The sequence below is a fragment of the Caballeronia sp. genome (assembly GCF_028292365.1).
GTDB lineage: Bacteria > Pseudomonadota > Gammaproteobacteria > Burkholderiales > Burkholderiaceae > Caballeronia.
Window position 1 is genome coordinate 1 of sequence record NZ_JAQGMM010000459.1, and the last position, 16,199, is coordinate 16,199.

General features: G+C 59.8%; 15 protein-coding genes. 6 read left to right on the top strand and 9 right to left on the bottom strand.

Annotation, left to right across the window (positions count from 1 at the left end; genetic code table 11):
- From JWR14_RS26910 to JWR14_RS26930, 5 genes are all read right to left on the bottom strand, one after another.
- A partial coding sequence (locus tag JWR14_RS26910; RefSeq protein WP_366144605.1) for an MFS transporter occupies nucleotides 1–304 on the bottom strand: 304 nt, incomplete at its 3' end.
- Nucleotides 305–809: 505 nt separating this feature from the next.
- Nucleotides 810–2,222, bottom strand: coding sequence for an FAD-binding oxidoreductase (locus tag JWR14_RS26915; protein ID WP_299714721.1), 1,413 nt, complete (start codon nucleotides 2,220–2,222; stop codon nucleotides 810–812).
- Complete coding sequence (locus JWR14_RS26920; protein WP_299714724.1) at nucleotides 2,223–2,966, bottom strand: FadR/GntR family transcriptional regulator; 744 nt, start codon at nucleotides 2,964–2,966, stop codon at nucleotides 2,223–2,225.
- A gap of 357 nt (nucleotides 2,967–3,323) precedes the next feature.
- Nucleotides 3,324–4,310 (bottom strand): DnaJ C-terminal domain-containing protein, encoded by a 987-nt coding sequence (locus JWR14_RS26925; protein ID WP_299714727.1) that lies wholly within the window; start codon nucleotides 4,308–4,310, stop codon nucleotides 3,324–3,326.
- A 192-nt stretch (nucleotides 4,311–4,502) separates the two neighbouring features.
- On the bottom strand, nucleotides 4,503–4,823 hold the full coding sequence (locus JWR14_RS26930) for a DUF4087 domain-containing protein (protein ID WP_299714731.1): 321 nt from the start codon (nucleotides 4,821–4,823) through the stop codon (nucleotides 4,503–4,505).
- Nucleotides 4,824–5,078: 255 nt separating this feature from the next.
- On the opposite strand from JWR14_RS26930, the gene JWR14_RS26935 reads away from it, so the two are divergent.
- Nucleotides 5,079–6,077: a DUF3298 domain-containing protein gene (locus tag JWR14_RS26935; protein ID WP_299714734.1), complete on the top strand. Its 999-nt coding sequence runs from the start codon at nucleotides 5,079–5,081 to the stop codon at nucleotides 6,075–6,077.
- 70 nt (nucleotides 6,078–6,147) lie between these two features.
- On the opposite strand, the gene JWR14_RS26940 is transcribed toward JWR14_RS26935, so the two are convergent.
- The 3 genes from JWR14_RS26940 to JWR14_RS26950 all read right to left on the bottom strand — a co-directional run bounded on the left by JWR14_RS26940 (nucleotide 6,148) and on the right by JWR14_RS26950 (nucleotide 9,544).
- Nucleotides 6,148–6,876: a septal ring lytic transglycosylase RlpA family protein gene (locus tag JWR14_RS26940; RefSeq protein WP_299714737.1), complete on the bottom strand. Its 729-nt coding sequence runs from the start codon at nucleotides 6,874–6,876 to the stop codon at nucleotides 6,148–6,150.
- 169 nt (nucleotides 6,877–7,045) lie between these two features.
- A complete protein-coding gene (locus tag JWR14_RS26945; RefSeq protein WP_299714761.1) occupies nucleotides 7,046–8,041 on the bottom strand; it encodes a LacI family DNA-binding transcriptional regulator in 996 nt (331 codons plus the stop codon).
- Between the two features lie 105 nt (nucleotides 8,042–8,146).
- Nucleotides 8,147–9,544: an MFS transporter gene (locus tag JWR14_RS26950; RefSeq protein WP_299714740.1), complete on the bottom strand. Its 1,398-nt coding sequence runs from the start codon at nucleotides 9,542–9,544 to the stop codon at nucleotides 8,147–8,149.
- A gap of 468 nt (nucleotides 9,545–10,012) precedes the next feature.
- Between JWR14_RS26950 and JWR14_RS26955 the strand changes: the two genes are divergently transcribed.
- Nucleotides 10,013–11,821, top strand: a complete 1,809-nt coding sequence (locus JWR14_RS26955; RefSeq protein WP_299714743.1) for an IlvD/Edd family dehydratase — start codon at nucleotides 10,013–10,015, stop codon at nucleotides 11,819–11,821.
- Between the two features lie 52 nt (nucleotides 11,822–11,873).
- A complete protein-coding gene (locus JWR14_RS26960) occupies nucleotides 11,874–13,037 on the top strand; it encodes a fumarylacetoacetate hydrolase family protein (protein ID WP_299714746.1) in 1,164 nt (387 codons plus the stop codon).
- A 143-nt stretch (nucleotides 13,038–13,180) separates the two neighbouring features.
- Here JWR14_RS26960 and JWR14_RS26965 read toward each other — a convergent pair whose 3' ends face one another.
- A complete protein-coding gene (locus JWR14_RS26965; RefSeq protein ID WP_299714749.1) occupies nucleotides 13,181–13,504 on the bottom strand; it encodes an HU family DNA-binding protein in 324 nt (107 codons plus the stop codon).
- A gap of 296 nt (nucleotides 13,505–13,800) precedes the next feature.
- Between JWR14_RS26965 and JWR14_RS26970 the strand changes: the two genes are divergently transcribed.
- From JWR14_RS26970 to JWR14_RS26980, 3 genes are all read left to right on the top strand, one after another.
- Nucleotides 13,801–15,180, top strand: coding sequence for an LLM class flavin-dependent oxidoreductase (locus JWR14_RS26970; RefSeq protein WP_299714752.1), 1,380 nt, complete (start codon nucleotides 13,801–13,803; stop codon nucleotides 15,178–15,180).
- 178 nt (nucleotides 15,181–15,358) lie between these two features.
- On the top strand, nucleotides 15,359–15,706 hold the full coding sequence (locus tag JWR14_RS26975; protein ID WP_299714755.1) for a type II toxin-antitoxin system Phd/YefM family antitoxin: 348 nt from the start codon (nucleotides 15,359–15,361) through the stop codon (nucleotides 15,704–15,706).
- The coding region (locus JWR14_RS26980) for an AAA family ATPase (protein ID WP_299714758.1) at nucleotides 15,706–16,199 on the top strand (494 nt) is incomplete at its 3' end. The genes JWR14_RS26975 and JWR14_RS26980, both read left to right, overlap by 1 nt.

Here is a 16,199-nt window from a genome sequence, read left to right on the forward strand (position 1 = left end):
CCAGCACGATGGTCAGCAGACCCCACGTCAGGACGATCCGGGCGAACCAGATGCGCGCGCCGTACCGATGCACGGCCAGCGCGCTAGGCACCTCGAAGACCAGGTAGCCGATGAAAAACAGCGACGATGCAAGGCCGTAAGCCGCCTCGCTCATGCTCAAAGCATGGACCATCTGAAGCTTCGCAAAGCCAACATTTTGCCGGTCGATAACCGCGATCAAATACATCAGCATGACAATTGGCATCACCCGCCAAAGCACGCGATTGAGCAGCGCACGGTCGCCCGGCGCATGGGACATTTCCATCGAACAGTCTCCTATATCCGGGGCTTCTTTCAGCGAACCCTGTTATGTTCTGCCAACGCTTAACGTATTGCTTTGGAGAGAACATCGTTCTTTTGATGAGAACAAGATTAAAGCGTGCGAATATCCGTGTCAAGGGCGGCTTTTCCCCATGACGGGGCGCGCTGGCGCACTGGAGTACACGTAATAGGGGATTGAATCGGTGGCTTGAATAGTTCAGCCCCGGAGTGAGGCGTGATTTCCGGAGGCTATCAATGCCGCGGATCGATGGGCAGCAAGGTGGATTGCGGCGCGCGCAGGCTGAGTCCGTACCCGATGTCGCCACGAGGGTATCGACCGAACGTGTTCACGGGATAGACAGTCGCCTGGGTAGACGCCAAAGAGGTTGTCGCGACGGCGTGCGTCTTTCGGCAATGCATAGCCAGCGCGCCGCTGGCCAGGACGTGCTTTTATCGTATTGATGCGTTTCGACGCGCGCTCGCGTTGGTTACCGGACGCCCGTGTTTTATCAGAAAATCTTGCCCGGATTCATGATGCCGTGGGGATCGAAGACATGGCGAATCTCGCGCATAAGCCGGATCTCCAGCGGATCTTTATAGCGGCTGAAATACTCGCGCTTGAGTTGTCCAATACCATGTTCCGCACTGATACTGCCGCCATAGCGCGCCACTTCGTCCAGCACTTCTGCCGTCAATCCCTCCCCATGAAGCTTGAAGAAATCGCGCGGCGCACCCACCGGGCGTGAGAGATTGTAGTGAAGGTTGCCGTCGCCGAAATGACCGAACACGATCAGGCGCACGCCGGAGTGATGTTTGTCGATGCGCGCACCCGCCGAGGCAAGAAACGCGGGAATGGAAGCAATCGGCAGCGAGACGTCATGCTTCACATGCGGACCATCGGCGCGCTGCGCTTCGGAGATTTCCTCGCGCAGCCGCCACATGCTGTTCACTTGTGCAATTGATTCGGATACCGCAGCATCCACACATAACTCACGTTCAAGCGCCTCGCCAATCACCGTCTCAACGAGCTCACGCAACGCGGCTTCATCGACGGTATCGGCGAGTTCGATCAGCACGTAAGCCGGATGGCGGTCGACGAACGGCGCACGCATGCCATCGACTTGTTCGAGCACCATGTCCAGGCATTCGGCCGTAAAAAATTCGAACGCCTGCATGCGTGGGCCACCGCGTTCGAACAGGAGTTCGAAAAGATCGAGCGCCTGTTGCGACGAGTTCACAGCCGCCAGCACGACCACACGCACGTCGTTACGCGGATAAAGCCGCAGCGCCGCGGCGGTGATAACGCCGAGCGTACCTTCCGCGCCGATCAGCAATTGCTTCAGGTCGTAACCGGTGTTGTCCTTGCGTAGTGTGCGCAGGCCGTGAAAGATCTCGCCGTTCGGCAGGACCGCTTCCAGTCCGAGCACCAGTTCCCGTGTCATGCCATAGCGAACGACATTCACGCCGCCCGCATTCGTCGACAAATTGCCGCCCAACTGGCACGAGTCTTCGGCGGCAAGGCTGAGCGGCAGCAGGCGGTGTTCATCGGCAGCGACTCGCCGCAAGTTGCCGAGAATGCAACCGGCTTCGGCGACCATCGTGTTGCCGATCGTATCGATACTGCGAACGGCGTGCATCCGGTCCAGGCTCAGGATCACGTTAGCGGGGCTGGCGTCGGGCGTGGCGCCGCCGCACAAGCCCGTGTTGCCGCCGCGCGGTACAACCGGCACACGCGCCTCCGAGCAGAGTGCGAGGGCTGCTGCAACGTCTTCGGTGCTCGACGGGCGCACGACCGCTTGAGCGTGGCCGGTGTACATGCCGCGCCAGTCCGACAGCCACGGTGCGATGTCGTCGGAAGCCGTGATGACAGCGTCAGGTCCAAGCTTGTCGATCAGACGTTGGGGGAAAGAGGTGTCGGTCATTTATTCGTTCGTCAATGTGCTTAGGGGTGCGACGCTATTGAGCGCGTCGCGGCCGGGAATCGCGAGGTTCAGGCGGGCGGCTGCGTTCTGCAGATGCGCGGTCGCGGCGATACGCGCAGCTACGGGATCGCCGGCACAAATCGCTTCGAAGACGCGGACGTGTTCACGGTGCACTTCATCAGGCAGGCGCTGACGCGCCAGCGAATGCGTGCGCGCCGTCTGCACCGCCTGGCGGATCTGCAGGTTGAGGTACTGGAGCAGATCGACGTAGTAGCGGTTGTGGGTGGCATCGGCGATCGCTACGTGAAACGCAATATCCAGTTCCACCGCGTGGTCCGGCGTGTAGAGGTTATCGGCGAGCGATTTGAGAATGGCCGCCAGTGCGTCGATGTCGGCTTCAGTCCGGCGCACAGCCGCCAGCGCCGCCGCTGCGCCCTCCAGATCGAGCCGCAGCTCGTAGACGTCCGCCAGGTCCGCCCGGTCCGCGCCGACCGCGTGGGGGACGCGGAAACCGCCTGTTTCCGTGCGAGCCTTAACAGTACAACCCGCGCCCTGACGGCTGTCGATCAGGCCATTCGAGCGCAGGCGCTCCGTGACTTCACGGATCACCGACTGGCTGACGCCGAAGCGCACGGCCAGATCCTTGCCGGACGGGAGCTTGGTGCCGATCGGGTAAACCCCATCTCGGATATCGCCGGTCATTTGCTGGGCGACTTGCTGGGTCAGGGTTAGCGCTTTTGTCACGGGGGTCCAGGGTTTCAGTCGATCGTTTTCAGGTTATCCGGTTTGCATGTTATATGAAAACTTTTGTCGAGTGAATGGGCAGTGGCGCGTCGGCAGCAAGCCCGTGTGCGCGAAGTCGATCAGACGGGGGCGCTTCCCTGGAAGGCCTGGATGCGATTGGCGCTGCTACAAAATGGTGTAGCGGCACAGGCTCGAAACCCTGCTTGTTCGCCGTGTGCCACCGCGCAATGTGCCGTCTGAACCGGCAACGGCGAGGTCATCAAGCAGCATCTATCTCTTCGAGAGAGCGTTTTATATTGCTAAGGTTACCTAATAATTATCAAAGCGCGCTATTAGCGGCCTGAGAAGATGATTGTCTTACGAGCGTGGCGGAATTGCCTGCGCCGCCCGATGCTCCGCGTCCGCAAACATCTCACGTAGCCTTTGTCGCTCGTTGTCGGTCAGATGTGAAACCGCAGCCGGCATCGTGAGTACCAGTTGCAGTGTCAGGTCGCCGCGCGAGCCGTTACGGTCCGTGAGACCGTGCCTGAGCAGACGGATCGTGCTGCCCGGGTGCGCGTTCGGCGAAATCGTGATCCGCAACCCGCAGCCCAGGATTTGCGCTTCGAAGCTGCCGCCGAGCGTGGCGGTCACGAAATCAACCTGAACGTCGCAAGCGAGGTTCAAGCCGTTGCGACGAAAGGCCGAGCCGCACGCAATCACGACCGAGAAGGTGGCATCACCCGGCGGACCGCCATTGGGTCCGGGATGGCCCGCGCCTTCGACCACGAGACGCTGACCGTCCCACACACCCGGAGGAATCCTGACTGTCTCGGACTTCCGGTAGGTCATGACAGTCGTGCCGAGACACGCTGAACACCAGTCACTCGCCAGCGGGCGCCCGGTCCCCACGCAGGCGCTGCAGCGCGTACCCGAGACCGACTGGCCGCTGCCGCCGCAACGCGCGCACTGCGAGACTCTTTCCTGACATTGGCGGCATGGCCCGTTTACCGGGTAGCTCACTTCGACCTCGCCGCCATGGATCGCGGCTTCGAGCGGCACAAAGAGTCTGATCAGGCAGCTCGCGCCGCGCGTCGGCGGGCCGCGGTGTCTGCGTGACGGAGCAGCTTTGGCGTGGCTCCCGGCCGGAGCCGCCGCCGGGCTGGACACCCGCGGCTCACGCTTGCCGATCAGTATCTCGAACGCCTCCTGAACGCGCTTGAACACCGGCTTGACTATGGATTCGCTCCCCTTGTTGCGGTCCGGGTGGTACTTTGCTCTCAGCCTTCGATAAGCACGTGTGACGTCTGCTGGCGACGCCGTGTCTGGTAGTTCCAGCCGCCTGTAGTATTCGTCGAGGCCCACGCGTTTTCCCCGGGTTCTTTTTGGAAGTGCAAGTCTATCAAGACGTAAACAAGAGGAGTGTTGTCGATGACGAGAGATTGTCAGCGCCGATATGCTCTCGAATGCCGGGGCGTCTGAGCCTAAAGTTTCGCCAGGTCATGACGCAAACCACGTTGACCATGTCGGGCGGCTTAACGTACGCAATCTAGGGGCTCACTTCAGGCTCTTGTCGCGCTGGCAGGTCGCCACGGGCAGCAATTTTCCGCCCAGTACCTTCGTGATGCGCTTGGACTGCTGGTCGGCTACACCAGTAATGCAACCGCACGTGTCGCCACGATTCGTCGAGGGAACGTGGTCGAAACCATCGGCTTGCCAGTCAATTGTTGCCAAGTCCCAGGACCCGTCGCGGTCCGTTATCGTCAGGCTGGACGGCATGGTATTTTCGATCCAGCCACATCTCGTTTCGGCAGCAGTAACGCTTTGGGCAATAAGGACAAGTGCTATCAGGCCCGTCAGGCCGGCAATCTTACGCAAGCGAATCTCCTTTGATCGTTGTAGGCAAGTGCATTGCCGCTCTCACCGTTGCGGCCCCAGCGGCAGGCGCTTCCCATTGCAATCCGGCACACCCCTATTCACTTATCACAATAACGCTTCGCCTTCGTGTCGTATGATCGTGTCGCTTGCAGCAAGCAGTGCGAGTTTATCCGGTTTAAGAGACGCACTCACGTACTCGACCGGCGTCTTGCCGGTTCTTCCGTACACGCTCCAATTCCATTAACGAACGCACTGATGCGAACGATCATTCTGTTGGCCTATAGACGTTGTTCATTGATCATCGGCTTTTCGATTGTCTGTCTGGTGCCGTCGATCACGAGCGCGGCAAGCTTTGACTGCGGTAAGGCAAGAACGAACTTCGAGAGAACTGTATGCGCGGATCCGCAGCTATCGGCGCGGGATTCGGCAATGGCGCAACGCTACGACGGCGCACTGGCATCGCTTTCCGAACCAGGCAAAACCATTCTGCGCGCCGGCCAGGAGCAGTGGCTTAAAGTCGTACAACGCTTGTGTCTCGATAGCAAACGAGCTGAGGGCCCGACCTCGTGCATGCGACGGCAGTATGACGACCGGCTCGACGATTTGCGCAGCGCCGCCGTTGCCACGGGCCCTTTCGTGTTCAGCCGAAACGATCATTACGCATCGATCGGGAAACAGGATTCAACCGGTATTCCGTTGGAGCAGCATACGGGCTTGCCGCGAATCGATCAGCCGCTTTCCGCCGTGGCAAAACAATGGAACGCTGCGATCGTCCACGAGGCGGCCGCGGCGCAAGCGAACTGGTGTTTTGGAGACCCTGATACTGCCGCCGAACAGGTGGTGGACTTCAAGATTCAGTCTGCGACACCCGGCTTCATCAACGTCAAGATGTTGCACTACGAGCTATGCGGTCTGGCCGCCGGCTCCGATGACATGAACAACCTCTCCTATCTGCTTACGCCAACTCTGCACCGGCTCAAAGCGGCGGACCTGTTCCGGCCGGAAACCCCGTGGGCGTCATTTCTGGCGAACCGTGCATCCGAGGTGCTCAATGCCGACGGCGATGCCGACCTCAACGACCGGATCAACAAGGACGTGCGCGATCCAGCAGCATGGTCTTTCACCAAGCCCGGGCTGGTTATCTCCTTCAACCCGGGCGACGCCGGCCCAATGGCAGCGGGAATTCTCGACGTAACCATACCGTGGAAGGACTTGCGTCGCTTCGTCACGCCAACTGCTCCAATACCGCGATGACCATCCGTTCATGAAGCCGGTTTCACCGGCCCAATGACGAGCAACGTCCCGTGGTCATTGCTCCGTCAGCTCAATGAGAGGGCTGGCTATTCTGCACGTCGACCGAGGACTTGCCGCGGCCGGTATCCGCTGCACCTGTGCCGGGCTTCACGCTACCGTCGGGCTGCGGAACTTCAATTGGCTTGACTTCGACGGGGGCGGTACCATTCTCTTTCAAACCGAGCTTGTCGGCGGTCTTGGGCGACACGTCAACAATTCGATTCTTCACGTAGGGGCCTCGATCCCTGATTTCCACCTCGTCGGTTTTGCCGTTTTCCAGATTCGTGACCCGGGCCTTGGTGCCAAGCGGCAGAGTCTTGCTCGCGGCAACATTGGACTGCGGATTCATGGGCGTACCGTCAGCCATCTTTTTTGAGTAGAACTTCTGACCGTAGTACGAGGCCTTGCCCTTGCGTGTTTTGCCGGTTCGGTCAAGACCGGCATGGTGAGTTGCCTTCGCGCTCTTCTGCGTGGCCTTCGCGCTAGCCTGCGTGGAATGGGTGGATTCCGGCTTTTGCGCCGGAAACGCGGTGCTCAGCCAGCACGATAGAAGCAGGGATAAAAACAGAGATAGAAACGCTCGAAGCTTGCGTCTTCGACCGCCGTCTGAATGGGCGTTGTCGATGTGGTCATCAGGCTCGTACACCACCAGTCCCAATGTCGCCTCAACCGGCACCCGTTGCGTTTTCCGACATGCGCATTCCGCCTCGGGGAGAAGACCCAATAGCCTGTTCTCCGTGGTATGAAGATTACTTTTCATTACCACTCCTCTTCAGCCGGTCAAAGCAGTGGGCATTTGATTCAGCGAGAGTAACACCCAAATCAGGATGCCTGCAGGGTATTCAAGACCTTGTAACGTAGGCTGAGTTTGCGCGATATGGGGTTGAGAGCACTAAGCGTGTCGTTCTTCCATCTGAACAAAACCGCCCTCAGGTACTCTCCCTCACAACCAACTGAAACGCCACTCGCCGCTTCTCCGAGAGCCCTTCCAATCCGCTCTTGCGAGCAGCGGCCGCGGCCAACAACATCTCGCCGGCAATCCGCCCGATCGAATGCGGATCGACCGCCACCGTGGAAATGCTCGGATAGCAATATCGCGACACTTCGAAATCTCCGAACCCGGCGACCGCCATCTTCCCGGGCACCGGAATACCGCGCCGATGACATTCCATCAGCGCGCCGAACGCTGACATATCGCTCACGCACATTACGGCGTCGGTATCGGGCCATGCCTCGATCAATCGCGAAAACGCCTCGCCGCCATGGCTCATGGTCACGGGTGAACCACCATGCTGAATCACTCGCGGCTCACCCAGCCCGAACAGTTTCAAGCCTTGGCGATAACCCGTCTGCCGGTCCAGCCCACGACGGTCAAGCCGGGTCGCACCACCGATAAACCCGATCCGCCGATACCCGCGTTCATGAAGATGCCGCATCATTTCGCATGCGGCATCAATATTCGAAAATCCCACCGCCTGCTGGATCGGCGTGCGCGGTACGTCCCATGTTTCGACAACCGGAACCTTCGAACGCTTAAGCATTGCTCGCGTGGCAACGGTGTGAAACGAGCCGGTTAACATCACGCCTTCCGGTCGATGCGCGAGCATCACGCGCAGAAGCTGTTCCTCCTGCTTCGGGTCGTAGTCGGTATCGCCGAGCAGGAGTTGCAGGCCATGCGCCGTCACCGCCGCGTTCAGGCTATGGACGGTGTCCGCGAAATTTGAACTCGACATGGATGGCACCAGTGCCACGATGAACGGTGAACGCCCGGACGACAGCGTCCCCGCCGATGCGTCCGGCACATACCCCAGTTGCTCGATCACCGCGAGCACGCGCTCGCGCATGGCTACGGATACGTCGCGGTCGGCCAGCACGCGCGACACCGTCATTTTCGATACGCCGGCCTCGCGCGCGACGTCTGCCATCGTCGGCATAAACTCTGACATTGACTCGCCTGGTCTCATTGAATGACGCTCGCATGATACAGCGCGAGCCGGCGCGGATTGGGCCGCGAGACGCGCTTGAATGCTTTAGCTGCCCTTGCCCACGGCGTCGTTGAGCAAGGTCAGATCACGCTCGCGTGTCTCGGTAGAAAGGAACGTGCCGACCAGCGTCAACAAACATAGCACCGCCATATACACGCCCATCACCCAGAACGCACCGCCCGACAAACCGATCAGATAGACACCGAGCAGAGGCGCAATGCCACCCGACAAAACCGCACCCAGTTCGCGCGCAAGCGCCACGCCTGAATAGCGATAACGATTGCCGAAGAGTTCGGTGAAGTGCGCGCACTGCGCGCCGAGCATGCTGTTCGCGCCGAACGCCAGACCACCCACCATTGAAACGGTGACCCAGACCGGATTTCCCGTGCTGATCATCCACCACGAAGGCACCGACCAGATCAGCAGGAAAATCGCGCCGCCACGATAAACCGTGAGACGTCCGATCCGGTCTGACAGCGCACCAAACAACGGCGTGGTGACAATGCTCACGATGCTCGCGATCAACGCCCCTGTCGTACCTATCGCGGCCAACTGACCCCGCGGCACGCCGATCTTTGTGGCTACAAAACCGCCAAGGAACGCAATCACGATCGTGTTGTAGATGGTCGATCCGCCCTGCTCGGCAAAGCGCATCAGGGTGGCGGCAAGCAATGGCCGGCGCGCAGTGGCAATGACGGTTTTCATCGGTGAACGAATCACTTCCCGCGATGCTTCCAGCTTCGCGAACACCGGGCTTTCACGCAGTCGCAGGCGAATCCAGATTGCAACGCCGATCAATACGACACTCCCGAGAAACGGCACACGCCATCCCCATGAAAGCATCGCTTCGTCGCCAAGCAGCTTTTGCATGGTGCTGAACGTGAACGTCGCAAGCGCCAGCCCGGCAAACACGCCGACGAACGGCAACGCCGCGAAGAAGCCTCGCCGCTTGATCGGCGAGACTTCGGCCATCAGCGTGGATGCGCCGGCCTGTTCGGCACCGGCACCGAAACCTTGCGCAAGCCGCAACACCACCAGTAGCACCGCGCCCCATGAACCGGCCGGCAGACAGCCGATCAACGTCGTCGATGCGCCCATGATGGCAATAGTCACGAGCAGCACGAACTTGCGCCCCTTCCGATCACCAATTGAACCGAAAAACAAGCCCCCGAAAGGGCGCGCGAGGAACCCCGCGCCATAAGTAGCGAAGCTCGCCATCAAGCCCGCAGTCGCGCCCAGCGATGGGAAAAAGATATGACCGAACACGAGCGCAGACGCGAGACCATAGATTGCAAAGTCGTAGTATTCGAGCGCACTTCCCACCGCGCCTGTGAGCGTTGCGCGTTGCAACTGGTGTGCAGAAACGGGTGGCGTTGCGGTATCGGCGTGCTCGTTTCCCGACGGTACCGGATCGCTCGCGAGCGTTGATGGATGAGAATTCACTTCTGTCTCCTGATTATTTGGCTTGCGCCTTTTTTATGCCTTTTTATGCATCTACGTTCTCAAGCTGCGTCCAATATCACGTCGGCGGTGCCCGCTTTCATGTCTCTTTTATTCTGGACATCCCGGTATCCGTTTGATACTGTTACCGGTAACAACTGAGAACCAATTTAGCATGAGGAGAGACCATGCGCAAGCGAACGCCGCCTCAGCGATGCGACACTCGATGTATTCTGGAATGAGCCATCGATTGATCCGGGCTTTCGCCGAATTCCATAACGTCATGCTGCAGTTGCACAGATCCGGCGCGACAGTAGAAACCCGTACGGCAGCGGCCGGCGCCGTTCGAGACAATCTACAAACGTTCTTCAACAGCGAACCGCTGCTTACCGGATACACGGACTGACGCGCACTGACGCACTCTAAGCCGCCCAGCGGTTCCCCTAAAAACAACCTGAGACATTCAAGCTTATGACCTCATCTAACCCCACTGATACAAACGACACGACAACACCGCGTCTGCGCAGCCGCCGCTGGTTCGACGATCCTTCCAACCCGGGCATGACCGCGCTCTATCTCGAACGCTACATGAACTACGGCATCACGCGCGAAGAGCTGCAGTCAGGCAAGCCGATCATCGGCATCGCGCAGACGGGTTCGGATCTCGCCCCCTGCAACCGCCATCATCTCGAGCTTGCGACCCGCGTTCGCGATGGCATCCGCGACGCGGGCGGCATTCCGCTCGAATTCCCTGTTCACCCGATCCAGGAAACCGGCAAGCGCCCCACTGCTGCCCTCGATCGCAACCTCGCTTATCTCGGCCTCGTTGAAATCCTGCACGGTTATCCGATCGACGGCGTGGTCCTCACCACCGGTTGCGACAAGACCACGCCCGCGTGCCTGATGGCCGCCGCCACGGTCAACATTCCCGCCATCGTGCTGTCGGGCGGACCGATGCTCGACGGTTGGTATCACGGCAAACTCGCCGGCTCCGGCACAGTCATTTGGGACGCGCGCAAACGCCTGTCCGCAGGCGAGATCGACTACCCCGGTTTCATGGACATGGTGGCTTCTTCCGCGCCCTCGGTCGGACATTGCAACACCATGGGCACGGCCCTCTCAATGAACTCGCTTGCTGAAGCGCTCGGCATGTCGCTGCCCGGTTGCGCGGCGATTCCCGGGCCGCATCGCGAACGAGGCTGGATGGCGTATGCGACCGGCAAGCGTATCGTCGGCATGGTGGCGGAGAATCTGCGTCCGTCGGACATCATGACCCAGGGCGCATTCGAGAACGCTGTGGTCGCCGCGGCCGCGCTCGGTGCTTCATCGAATTGTCCCATTCACATGATCGCGATCGCGCGCCACATGGGTGTCGATCACACACTGGAAGACTGGCAGCGGCTGGGCCCCGAGGTCCCGTTGCTGGTGGACTGCCAGCCCGCTGGACGTTTCCTTGGCGAGGCGTTTCATCGGGCAGGCGGCGTGCCGGCCGTCATGAAGGAACTGCTCGGTGCGGGCCGCCTGAACCCGGACGTACGTACGGTCACTGGCCGCACGCTGGGCGAAGACCTGGTCACTGTTCCCACGCCCGATCGCGAAGTGATTCGCGCGTATGAGAATCCGTTGAAAGAGTCGGCCGGATATGTCGTGCTGTCGGGCAACCTCTTCGACAGCGCCGTCATGAAAGTCAGCGTGATCGACGAGGCGTTCCGCAAGCGCTTCCTCGCCGACCCGGATCATCCCGATGTGTTCGAGGGCAAGGTCGTCGTGTTCGAAGGCCCGGAGGACTATCACGCGCGTATTGAAGACCCGGAAACCGGTGTCGATGAACGCTCGATTCTTGTGATTCGCAACTGCGGTCCGGTCGGCTTTCCAGGTGGCGCGGAAGTGGTCAACATGCAGCCGCCGGCAGCGTTGCTCAAGCGGGGAATCGATACCTTGCCGACGCTCGGTGATGGCCGTCAGAGCGGTACGTCGGCGAGTCCGTCCATTCTCAACGTGTCACCGGAAGCGGCCGTTGGCGGCGGGCTTGCGTTGCTTGTATCGGGCGACAAGATCCGTATCGACCTGAAGACGCGCAAGGTCGACCTGATGATCCCCGACGCTGAACTTGCTCAACGCCGCGCCGCCTGGAAGCCGCCCGTGCTGAAGAACATGACACCATGGGAAGAGATCTACCGGAGCATGGTCGGGCAGCAAGGCAGCGGCGCATGCCTCGAACCGGCCACGCTATACCTGAACATTGTCGAGACGCGCGGCGAATCGCGGCACAACCACTAAGGCGCGCGGACACACGGCCGTGATCCTTCTGAAACTTCTGGAGACACACAACATGCCTCACGCATACCTCCCCTCCGACCTTGACGACGCGCTGCTGGTCGGCCGCGTCTGGCGGCCCGCGCCGGTCAACGGACCATCAGTGATCGTCGTGCGGCGCGGCGAAGTGGTCGACATCACCTCAACGGTCGCCACCACCGCCGATCTTTTCGATCGCGACGATGCCGTAGAGATCGCGCGCCACGCTTCAGGGGAGTCACTTGGCTCAGTCGATGCGCTGATAAATGCGTCGCTCGATTCATCCACCGGCGCACTGCATTTGCTCGCGCCGTGCGACGTGCAAGCGATCAAGGCGTGCGGCGTGACGTTCGCGGTGAGCCTGCTTGAACGCGTGATCGAGGAACATGCGGGCGGCGATGCAAGCAAGGCGCAGGAAACCCGCTCGATGATCAACGAGTTGATCGGTGCGGATCTGTCGAAGATAAAACCCGGTTCCGAAGCAGCGGCAAAATTGAAGGCCGAACTGGAGCGGCGCGGTGCGTGGTCGCAATACATGGAAGTCGGAATTGGTCCGGATGCCGAAGTATTTTCCAAATCACAACCCATGTCCTCGGTTGGATTCGGTGCGGACGTGGGCTTGTATCCGACTTCGAAGTGGAACAACCCCGAACCGGAAATCGTGCTGGCCGTGAATAGCGCGGGCGGAATCGTGGGTGCGACGCTCGGCAACGACGTGAACCTGCGCGACATTGAAGGCCGCTCCGCTTTGCTGCTTGGCAAGGCGAAGGACAACAACGGTTCATGCTCGATCGGTCCGTTCGTGCGGCTGTTCGACGGCACGTTCACGCTCGACACCGTGCGCCAGGCGAGCGTATCGCTGCGCATTGAAGGCGCGGACGATGGTTTTGTGCTGGACGGGGTCAGCCACATGCGCGAGATCAGCCGCGATCCGGCGGACCTGGTTGCGCAGACGCATGGCGCGCACCATCAGTATCCGGACGGCTTCATGTTGTTTCTCGGCACGATGTTTTCGCCGATCAAGGATCGCGACACGCCGGGTGGCGGCTTCACGCATCATCTGGGCGACGTGGTGACTATCTCGACGCCGTCGCTGGGCGCGATCGTCAACACCGTGCGTTTATCGACGGAAATTACGCCATGGACGTTCGGGGTACGTGCGCTTTATAGCAACCTGGCAGCGCGCGGCGTGAATTTATAACAGCCTGGCAGCGCGCGCGTTTCCTGAAGCTGGATCGATGCGGCGCATTCTTCTGATGAAGACCGGAAGAAAATTCAGAAGAAATTAAGCGCCGCTCGATTGCGTCCTTGCTCGGAAACCCGGCAAGGACGCGTTCGTCAATCTTACTGATTGACGAGGTCTTTGAACGCTTTACCGGCGGTAAACTTGACCGTCTTTGCGGCAGCGATCTGGATGGTATCGCCGGTCTTGGGGTTGCGGCCCGTGCGCGCGGCGCGTGCGCCGGTGCTGAAGGTGCCAAAACCGACGAACTGAACGCTGTCGCCGCTGACAACGGCTTGCGTGACGGTCGAGATAAATGCATCGATAGCTTCCGCGGCGGCGGCCTTGCTCGTACCGGTGGCGGACGCCACGGCGTCAACGAGTTCTTGCTTGTTCATTTCTGTTTTCTCAAAGATGGGTACAACGCACTGCCCATGCGATTGCATGGTGGAAGCGTCACCTTACCGGACGCGCCCGTTGGAGGCAAATCCGTTTTCTTGCGGATAGGCAGCAGGTTTATTTCGGGTTTGCTGCCGGCTTGCGCTCCTCGGCGTCGGCGTTTCCGCTCTTCGGGATCCCACATGGAATGCAAATGCTAATTCAATAGTTTGCAACGCCCTCGCGCTATGCAAGCATTCTGGCTGCCTTTATCGGCGAAACGCTGCTAAAACTGCTTCATATAAGCGGTTTTGTAGTCTTCGTTCGCTCCCCTTCTCTCGCCTCCCCTTCGCACGCCACTCCCATGAGCAAGAAAAAGATCCTCCTGAACGCGTTCAACATGAACTGTGTCGGCCACATCAATCATGGTTTGTGGACGCATCCGCGGGACCAGTCGCAAGATTACCGAAAGCTTTCATACTGGACGGATCTTGCAAAGTTGCTTGAACGCGGACTGTTCGACGGACTTTTTATCGCGGATATCGTCGGGGCGTATGACGTTTATCAGGCGTCGGTCGACCTGACGCTGAAGGAATCCGTACAGTTACCCGTCAACGATCCCCTGATGCTGGTTTCCGCCATGGCGGCCGTCACGCAACATCTTGGTTTCGGCGTCACGGTGAACCTGACTTACGAAGCGCCCTATCTTCTGGCACGACGTTTTTCCACGCTCGACCATCTGACCGAGGGGCGGATCGGCTGGAACATCGTCACCGGTTATCTCGACAGCGCCGCGCGCGCGATGGGCCTCACCGAGCAGATTGCCCACGACGAACGCTACGACCGCGCCGACGAATACCTCGACGTCGCGTACAAGCTCTGGGAAGGCAGTTGGGAAGACGACGCCGTCGTGCGCGATCGAAGCGCGCGCGTGTTCGCCAATCCGGAGAAGGTCCACAAGGTCAACCATCACGGCCGCTACTACGACGTAGAGGGTTATCACTTGTCCGAGCCTTCGCCGCAACGCACGCCCGTGTTGTTCCAGGCGGGTTCATCAGGACGGGGGCAGGCGTTTGCAATTCGTCACGCGGAGTGCGTATTCGTATCGAGCCAGAGCAAGGAAAGTACGCGCAAACTCGTCGATGCATTACGCAAGCAAGCGGCCGAGGCCGGCCGCGACCCGGCAAGTCTCAAGGTATTCATGGGCGTCACGGTCGTGGTGGGACGCACCACGGCTGAAGCCGAGGAAAAGTTCGCCGAGTACGCGAGCCACGCGAGCGCCGAAGCGGGACTGGCGCACTTTGCGGCTGGCAGTGGTATCGATTATTCGAAGTTCGATCTGGATGACGAACTCGCACCGCCGGGCGGTCACAAGAGCCGCGGCATAGAGTCGTCGGTGCAGCGCGTGACAGACGGGCAGTCCGGCTGGACCGTGCGGCGCCTGCTCGATCAGTTGAAACTCGGCGGGCGGTTCACGACTATCGTTGGTGATCCGGTTCAGGTGGCTGACGCGCTGGAATCGTGGATGGATGAAGCCAGCGTCGACGGTTTTAATCTGACGCGTACTGTGACGCCCGAAAGTTACGAGGACTTCATCGACCTGGTGATTCCCGAGTTGCAAGCACGTGGCGTCTACAAGACTGCTTACGCCGATGGCACCCTGCGCGAGAAGTTGTTCAACCGCGGCGCAAAGCTGCCGGATGAACATACGGGTGCGTCGTTTCGCCGGGCTAACGCGAAGTAAGAGCAGCGGCCATTGTCACGCCAGCGCGAGCCCTGTTTCAAACTCAGTAAGATAATTGTCGAGCCGGCTATAGGCGTTGTCTTGCTGAAACCCGCCTTGGAGCTCAAAATAAGGGCCTATTTGACAAATTGGCTAATATTGCCATAATTGCCCTACTGAGATCTGAGGGAACGACACCGTGATCACCGAACTGCCCAACATCCAGGAACTGCCGCGCCAGAACGCCTCCCAGGTAAAAAACAAGTGGGCGGATATGGTGCGTCTCGTCCACCAGTCAGGCAGTGTGGCCGTCACCAATCACTCGGCGGTGGAAATGGTGCTACTGGATGCCAGAACGTACCAACAGCTCACGGAAGAGATTCAGGCGCTGAAGGCGCGGGAGCAAATCGCGCTGGATGAGCTGACAAACCGATTCAACGCTCGCCTCGCCGTGCTGCAACAACCTGACGCCGGCCAGAAACTCAACGCGCTGCTCGACGCGAAGGGTGTGCTGAAGAAACGGCCCAAGGCCGGTGCATCTTACTGATGCCAGCAAGCGGTACGGCAGCGCGGCCTTTCATTTTCGTCCTCGCCGGCGTCAACGGCGCCGGTAAGAGCTCGGTCGGCGGCGCCATGTTGGTCGACTATGGCCTCACCTGGTTTAACCCCGACAGCTTTGCTCGTGAGTTAACCGCGCAGTTCAACATGACTCCCCCCGAAGCCAACAGCCGTGCCTGGGAGACCGGTCGCGCTCAACTTGAAGCGGCTATCGCCGATGGCAAGAACTACGCTTTCGAAACCACCCTGGGTGGCAGAACCCTGCCCGACATGCTCGCCAACGCGGCAAATACTCACGATGTCGTCATACTGTTCTGCGGACTTTCGTCCATTGAACAACATATAGAACGCGTGCGCTTGCGCGTCGCTAACCAAGGTCACGCGATTCCAGAGAACAAGATTCGCGAGCGCTGGGTCACATCTCGCGCAAACCTGATCAAATTATTGCCATGTCTCAGTCGTCTGCAAGTCTTCGACAATAG